The 1466-nt window shown below is 69.2% G+C and carries 2 protein-coding genes; both read right to left on the bottom strand.

Going from position 1 to position 1466, the window contains the following annotated elements:
- The coding region (gene oxc, locus JJL56_RS32725) for an oxalyl-CoA decarboxylase (RefSeq protein WP_200487935.1) at positions 1-1282 on the bottom strand (1282 nt) is incomplete at its 3' end.
- A 41-nt stretch (positions 1283-1323) separates the two neighbouring features.
- Positions 1324-1452: a hypothetical protein gene (locus JJL56_RS32720; RefSeq protein WP_345772671.1), complete on the bottom strand. Its 129-nt coding sequence runs from the start codon at positions 1450-1452 to the stop codon at positions 1324-1326.
- Between the last annotated feature and the right edge of the window lie 14 nt (positions 1453-1466).

The following is a 1466-nucleotide window of genomic DNA, read 5'->3' as shown; positions in this document are numbered from 1 at the left end:
GCTGGTGCATGTCGATGATCCCGCGCGCCAGGTCCAGCGTGTTCGCCCCCTCGTTCACCAGCAGAGCCTCGGGGCGCTCCTGGATCACCCGGCGCAGCGCGCCCAGTGCCCCGTGGAAGTTCATCGGCGAGGCGTTGCTCATCAGCCGCGGCGCCATCTTGGCGATGTTCGCCTCCTTGCGCGCCGACACAGCCCCCGTCCACTCCGACGGCGGCGGCGTCCAACCCTTCGCCATCCCGGCGGTCAGAGCCGAGACGCACGACCCGATGTCGCCGACCAGCGGCGCCACGATCGCCACGTTGCTGTCCATCTCGCGCGGCTCGATGTCGATCTGGATGAAGGTCTTCGACCCCGGCTCGCCCCAGGTCTTGCCCTTGCCGTGCGACAGCAGCCAGTTCAGACGCGCGCCGACCAGGACCACCACGTCGGCGTCCTTCAGCACCATCGAGCGCGCCGCCCCCGCCGACTGCGGGTGGGTGTCGGGCAGCAGCCCCTTGGCCATGCTCATCGGCAGGAATGGGATGCCGCTCTTCTCGACCAGCTCGCGCACCGCCTCGTCGGCCTGCGCGTAGGCGGCGCCCTTGCCGAGGATGATCAGCGGCCGCTTGGCGCCCTTCAGCACCTCCAGAGCGCGCGCCACCGAGTCCGGCGAGGGCAGCTGCGCCGGGGCGGCGTCGACCACCTTGACCAGCGAGCGGGCGCCCTCGGCGGCGTCCATCACCTGCGAGAACAGCTTGGCCGGCAGGTCGAGGTAGACGCCGCCCGGACGGCCCGACACCGCGGCGCGGATCGCGCGGGCCACGGCGATGCCGATGTCCTGGGCGTGCAGCACGCGGAAGGCCGCCTTGCACAGCGGCTTGGCGATGGCCAGCTGGTCCATCTCCTCGTAGTCGCCCTGCTGGAGATCGACGATCTCGCGCTCCGACGAGCCGGAGATCAGGATCATCGGGAAGCAGTTGGTCGTGGCGTTGGCCAGCGCGGTCAGGCCGTTGAGGAAGCCCGGCGCCGAGACGGTCATGCACACGCCCGGCTTCTTGGTCAGGAAGCCGGCGATCGCCGCGGCGTTGCCGGCGTTCTGCTCGTGGCGGAAGGAGATGACCCGCAGCCCCTCGCCCTGGGCCATGCGCAGCAGGTCGGAAATCGGGATGCCCGGCACGACGTAGAGGTTCTCGATGCCGTTGAGCTTGAGGGCATCGATGACGAGCTGGAAACCATCCGTCAGCGCCGGTTCCGCATCGGTGGCGGCCGTGGCTTGGTTGTTGAGGACTGTGACGGCTGACATAAGGGTTACTCCTCCCCGACTCTTATTCGGTTCACGATCGGTCAATCGAGAAAATCGCAGTGCTGTTCGACATGGCGGGCCAGCCCCAGCGTGTGCTCGCGCACCCGCCGCTCGGCCAGATCGGCGTCGCGCCGGGTCAGGGCGTCGATGATGTCGCGGTGCTCGACGATGGACGTCTCGGCCC

Source organism: Azospirillum aestuarii, from assembly GCF_016632405.1.
GTDB lineage: Bacteria > Pseudomonadota > Alphaproteobacteria > Azospirillales > Azospirillaceae > Azospirillum > Azospirillum aestuarii.
This window is presented reverse-complemented; position numbering and strand designations above follow the sequence as displayed.